Origin of the sequence: Arthrobacter cheniae, from assembly GCF_003602275.1 — a bacterium.
GTDB classification, from domain to species: domain Bacteria; phylum Actinomycetota; class Actinomycetes; order Actinomycetales; family Micrococcaceae; genus Arthrobacter_D; species Arthrobacter_D cheniae.
On sequence record NZ_QZVT01000023.1, the window covers coordinates 1 to 6324 of the forward strand.

4 protein-coding genes are annotated in these 6324 nt (G+C 63.2%); 2 read left to right on the forward strand and 2 right to left on the reverse strand.

Going from position 1 to position 6324, the window contains the following annotated elements:
• Window positions 1–194: 194 nt before the first annotated feature.
• Window positions 195–1817: a multicopper oxidase family protein gene (locus D6T63_RS18700; protein ID WP_120150838.1), complete on the reverse strand. Its 1623-nt coding sequence runs from the start codon at window positions 1815–1817 to the stop codon at window positions 195–197.
• Between the two features lie 280 nt (window positions 1818–2097).
• Window positions 2098–2409, reverse strand: coding sequence for a hypothetical protein (locus D6T63_RS18705; protein WP_120150839.1), 312 nt, complete (start codon window positions 2407–2409; stop codon window positions 2098–2100).
• A 527-nt stretch (window positions 2410–2936) separates the two neighbouring features.
• On the opposite strand from D6T63_RS18705, the gene D6T63_RS18710 reads away from it, so the two are divergent.
• Window positions 2937–5225, forward strand: coding sequence for a fibronectin type III domain-containing protein (locus D6T63_RS18710; protein WP_120150840.1), 2289 nt, complete (start codon window positions 2937–2939; stop codon window positions 5223–5225).
• Between the two features lie 546 nt (window positions 5226–5771).
• A partial coding sequence (locus D6T63_RS18715) for an AfsR/SARP family transcriptional regulator (protein WP_235830873.1) occupies window positions 5772–6324 on the forward strand: 553 nt, incomplete at its 3' end.

The window sequence follows — 6324 nt, forward strand, 5'->3', positions numbered from 1 at the left end:
GATGGTCGGTTCCATACTGTCCGACGAGACGGTGAACGGTTCTATCACCCACGCACGGAGGGCGAGAACGACGAGGAGGGGAATCAGGGCTACCACCAGGAGTCGGTGCCAACGTCCTGCGACTGCGCGCGCTGGTGGCGGCCGTCGAGGGTACCGACGCCGCCGCCAGACGCTGCCTGGCGGCTGGTTGGCCCTCAACCTACCTCGTCATCCCATACAGCTCGAGCAGCCGTCATCGGATCGTTGACGTCATAGTCGGTTTCCTTCAAGCCGACGCGGAACTGGGCCATCATGTCGTGGTCCTCGTGCGGCAGGTTATGGCAATGCATCATGTAGACACCCTGGTGAGGACCGAATTTCATGAGGAGCCGGACGGTTTCCCCTTCACCTACGTACACCACGTCCTTCGGACCTCGCTCGTAGGCAAAGGGGGCACGCCCGCTGCGGCTGAGAATCTGGAAATCCACCAGGTGGATGTGCAGCGGGTGGAACCAGCCGCCCGAACTGTTCTCGATCTCCCAGATCTCCACCGAGTTGAGCGAAGGATCGGCGATGACTCTCTTGTAGGCGCTGGCGATGACGTCCTGCCAACTGTCGTCGTTGATCGTCCACATATTGGTGATGTCGTTGCGCTTGACCCTGAACCTGCGGGTCTTCACGGACTGCGCGGGTGTCAGCGACATGGCCTCGCTGCCGACCAAGGTGGTGGGAATCCGGTTCCAGGTCGGGTCCGTGGTATCCACCGGTTCGTCGGTCACGTCGAACGCCATGATCTTGCTGGTGAAGTCGTAATCGACGTTGTTCTTGTTGGAAAGATTCCGGAGCTCGATCCGTTGCCCCGTTGTGTACTTCCGGAAGTCGATCAAAACCTCGTACCGCTCCGCTCCGGCGTGGCGGTAGTTCGCCACGCTCTGTGCTGCCGGCATCAAACCGCCATCGGTACCGACCATGATGAGGGGGGCCCCTGTGCTGAGCGTTGGCCGCAGGGAGCGGGAGATGGAGCAGTTCAGGATCCGGAACCGGTACACGCGCTTCTGTACCTTCATCACGGGCCAGGGTTTTCCGTTGACCAGGATCACATCTCCCCAGAGCCCCGAGTGGGTGTTGTCGTCGTAGCCCAGCGAGCCGTTCTCGGCGAACATCGCATCGCTGACGGTCAAGGCGACGTCGTAGCGGCCCTGCGGCAACAGCTGCCGTTCGAGGGGATCGTGCATGTGATACTGCGCTGCCAGGCCTGAATACGCGTTCTGAGCGGTGAAGTGGACGCCATGGTCGTGATACCAGAGCGTGCGGGCCGGCTGGAAATTGGGGTAACGATAATCCTTGTAGAACCCCGGATTCGTGATGTCGCTGGCGTAACCGTCGTACTGCGGCAATGACGCGGACCCGTGGAGGTGGGTGGACGTCGAGAGGGCGTGTCCGTCCAGCGGATGTTGGGCCGGGAGCTGATTGCGGATTCTCAGGACGGCTTTCGTTCCCTGGTCCAGGCTGATGGTCGGCCCGGGGAACAGACCGTTGTAGCCGAGGATAGGTGTAGTAAGCCGTGGCAGGATGCTGGCCACAGCGGCTTTTTCCGTCAACCGGTAGTAGTTGACCGGCGCTCCGTCCGCGGCATCTGTGCCTGTGGCATATGGCTCGAGGATCGGTGCCTGGACGAAGGGAACGCGGAATGGTCGCGGCATCTCCCGGTCGTCGAGTCGGCTCACCGACTTGGCGTCCACCGATCTCGTCGGCACAGCTGCTGCACCTGCTCCGAGGACTCCGAGTCCCCCCAGGAGCAGGACCTGGCGGCGTGAAGTAGGCCGTGAAGTAGGCATTGCTGGTCTCCCTTGGTTGGTAAACAGACCATCCCGCACTCAGGTTGGAGATTTCATGCACCCGCTCCGCAGATCCTTGGACAACCCCTAGAAACACCCATGCAAACCCCAAGAAAACAACACCCCACACTCGACACCCCGGTCATACATACCAAAGAACACCCCCGTATCCCGGGGATGCCCTTTCTCCTGACCTCTCGGTCATACGCAGCACGCAGGAACGCCTGCGCTGATCAGCCCGAGGTAGAACCCCACACCGCAGATGACAGCCCCGTGCTTGTCACCCGCGGTGGTGTCCCTCGCCGAGGGACAGCCCGGGTCCTCCTGGCAGTTTCAGGGTCAGATCGATGGCCCGATCCGGGAGTTCGAACACGAGCACCGCGTCGATGGTCTGCCCCTGGCGAGCCGCCGAAGGAGCAGGAGAAAACCACACCGGCTCCCAGGTCCCATCGCCCAGAGCCGAAACGGCGTACCCCGACGGGTCGAAGGACAAACCGTCCTCCTCCATCGCGGTGAGCTCCAGCAGGATCCGAACACGATGGGCGCCCTCCCCGGCCGGATCAGCAAACGCAGCCGAAGGTGAGGGAGGCATCCACCCGTCGGTCTCCGTTGGTATTACCCCCTGAATACGTGCAAGACCACCATCGACGGTGGCCGACGCACCCAGCAAGGCCGGGGGCGTTCGCGGAGCAGCCAACAGGACCCCCGCAACCACTGCCCCCACGATCATCAACAGGACAACCGGAACAAGAAACCGGACACGACCCAGCCTCGACCTGGGACCAGGCAAACCCGAGGAACCCGACGGTGAAGCGGAATGCGACGGCGACGGCGAACGCTCCAGTTCTGAGGAACTACGCGTCGATGTGGGGCCGGGGGAAGCTTTCGATAACATGCCGGCCAGTCTTCCTAGGAGTCCCTAGGGAAACCCTAGGAAGTCCTAGGAATCGACGAAAACACGGACGAAGGCACCGACGATCAAGAGGGACCAGCGATGCTGTCTCCGGCCCAATCGCGGTGCCAGACGGACCCGCGCCCAACATTTCCCGAAGGTGGGCGTCCTAGCTTGTGACCATGCGTGAACCCCTTGCTCACGCAATGAGGCTCAGTGAGGTTGTCATGAAATCTGCACTACACGAACCGGGACAATCGAAGTCCCGCGGCCAGGCTTTCGGACGGACTGCGATCGTCGCGACGGTCTCCGCCGTCCTCGGCGCTACGTCCCTCCTGGCCGTTCCGGCCGCCAATGCGGCCGTACCGGCATTCCCGGACAACGTCGTCGCCTTCCCCGATCGAGATTTCGTCACGATCGAGGGTTATCAAGACCGGATCGGCCAGGTGGCCACGGTGGAAGTCAACCGCCCCAACGTCGGTGTGGTCGGTTCGGCACAGAGCCTCGTCTCGGCCGGTGATGTGGCCTTCGAGATCAACCACCCCGGCGGAGTGTGCTGGGGTGCCGGCACGGGTCTGAATGTCACCCCCGACATCCGGCCCGGAGACAGCGTGTCGATCAGGTTCGGCGGCGACGAGGCCGGCTCCACCCTGGTCCAGGACACGTACGTCACGGCCAACTCCGTCCTGGACGGCAATACCGTGACGGTGAGGGGTCATGTCGGGGCCGGGGTCAATAGGGCTCAGATGGAACAACGCGTCATCGACCCCGCCCTCAAGGACACCAGTATCGGGCGCCGCGACGTCCGAGCAGTTGCCGGACCGCTGACCGCCGATGAGGGGTACAGCTCCAGCCTCGAATTCGGTGTCGACGGCCCCGACACTTTCACCGCCACCTACATCTTCGACGAAACAGCCGCAGCCGAGCTGGTGGCCAATGCCGGCGGTGCGCGCGCCATGGCCTGGCAGGAGGAGGACGCTGACGCCAACCGGCAGGGCCTCACCATTGCCGAGTTCGGCGAGTTGGGTGGCCCCGGAATGGGTGGCTGCCCGAACGGGCCCCTGCAGTCAGGTCCTGCTGGACCCACGAATGTCTCCGCTGCCAAGGTCAACGGCGAACTGAAAGTGAACTGGGCTCCCGCCAAGGCCGTACCCGGTACCCCGGCCATCGACGGGTACCGCGTCACCGCTGTCGCGCAGACCGCTTCCGGGAACGAGCAAGTCGAATCGGGCGTGCGGATCAGCAACCCGCAGGCCTCCAGTACGACCATCAGGGGCCTCAAGACCGATGAGGAGTATGACGTCTACGTGACGTCCGTCAGTGAGGTCGGCGAGACCTTCCCCGCGGTCCATGCTTTCACCCAGACCGACATCACGTCCCCGACTGTCACGGGGTCACCCAACGGCGGGACGTTCTCCACCGCGCAGCAGCTGACACTCTCAGCCAGTGAACTCGGCAGCGATATCTACTACACCACCGACGGGTCAGCCCCTGTCTCTGCCGACATGAGCACGGACCATGCGGTTCTCTACACCGGGCCGATCCCCGTGGCGCAGACCAGCACCTTCACCTTTGCCGCCATCGATCCCTCCGGCAACGTCTCGGACAAGGGTGAAGTGACCTTCACCATCACCAACGACCCGGTACCGGCCGCCCCGACCTTCACCACTGCACCGACTGCAGGGCAGGGAACAGCCGAGGTGTCCTGGACCGCACCCGACTCCGGAGGACCGGACCTCACCATCCTGGGCTACTCGGTCCAGGCCTACACGGCCGACGGCACACCATTCGGCGCTGCTAAGGAGGTCGCCGGAAATGTCACCACGCTGGTCTATGACGGGCTACAGGGTGACACCGCCTACCAGTTCGCCGTCAAGGCGACCAACGAGAACGGAGCCGGACCCGAGTCGGCCAAGAGCGCGCCTGTCACCGTTCAGGGCGCCCTGGTCTCCAATGCAGGCCCGGACCAGACCGTCGCACGCCGCACCGCCGCTACCACGGTCACCCTCGACGGCACCGGCTCCACCACCGCCGGCGCCACCTACCAGTGGGAGCAGGTCCTGACGGGCACGGCTGACCCGGACAAGGTCACCGTCACCGGAGGCACCACGTTGAAGCCGACGTTCAGCCTGCCGATCTACAGGACCCCGATGACCAACAACCCGCTTACCTTCCGCCTTACCGTCACCGTGGGCGGAACCACGAAGACGGATGAGGTCAAGGTGACACCCGTTGCGGACAGGGTCACCATCAGCCTGGCCCAGTGGAAGACGGGCGATCTGAGGATCGGCGGCACCAGCAGCGTCGTCGGCGGGACCATCACCATCCGCGCTGGCGGTCCTACCGGCCGCATCATCGGAACGGCACCAGTGACCGCGGCAGCCGCCCCCGAAACCGGTGGCGTCTACACCCTTCGGCTGCGCAACGCCGCCGCGGGCACCACCAACCCAGGCCCTGTCTGGATCGAGTCCACAGTGGGAGGCACTGCCGGGCCGACAGCTGTCACCAACAGATAGGTAGAACGACACTCATCAGCACCGGGGTCCGGTTGCTTCCGCAGAATTCTGGGAAGCAACCGGACCCCGGTGCGTCGTGCCCCCTGCATTCACGTTCAACTAAGGCGAGGCAGCCCTGCTCATCCGTACTCGGTCTGTCCGCTACATCCTTTACGCAGCGATGGAAGATTCGCGCCGAAGATTAGCAGCTTGTATGTCGTGGCCGGATGACTAGAACTCAGGACCATTCGAATGAGCAGGGCTCCGGTTGGAAAGTCCGTACCTAGCAGCAGGGGTTATCGAACCGCTCCGCGGTCGGCGGGCATGTAACCGCTCCGTCCGGTGCCGGTCACTCTGGTCGTGATCGTCGAGGGAGGATGACGACACAAGAACCACCCTGGACCCGAGCCGCCGCTCACACTCCTAAGTACTGCCCTGACGAACTGAGTAGCTACTACTCGTGCATACTCGTTCACTTCCTGTTTCTAATGGTGCAGAGACGGTAGCGAATTCAAACTGGGACAAGACATTGTGATTGCTTTGGAATTTGTGGGAAAAAAAACCGATTTGGCTCAAGCTACCGAAGCGTCCCGACAATCGTCGGCACTTCAGATCAAGGTTTTGGGTCCACTGGCGATCTGCATTGGTGGCACCACCCTGAACGCGAACGACCTGGGTGGGCCGAAGCCCCGTCAGGTCCTGGAAATCCTCCTCCTGAATTTCGGTTCCGCGGTCTCGAAGACCCGAATGATCGATCTCCTGTGGAACGGCAATCCTCCAGCAGGCGCACTGCCTACCCTTGAAAGCTATGTCAGCGTCCTCCGACGGCGTTTGCAGCCAGGAGCCGGCCGGGCAGGCCCCCTGCGCACCGTCACGGGCGGCTACGTGATCGAACCGTCGATCGTGGATCTCGATCTGAACCGGTTTCATACTCTCACCAGATTGGCCGGCGTGGCAGCGCCACCGGCCGCGCTGCCATTGCTCACCGAAGCACTCGAGCTTGCTTCGGCTCAGTTGCTCGGGGACGAACTGCTACCGGCCTGGGCCGAAGAGGAGCGGGCCCTGCATGCAGAGCGGGTCGGTCATGCCCGTGTGCTGGCCGCAGAAACCGCGCTCCTCG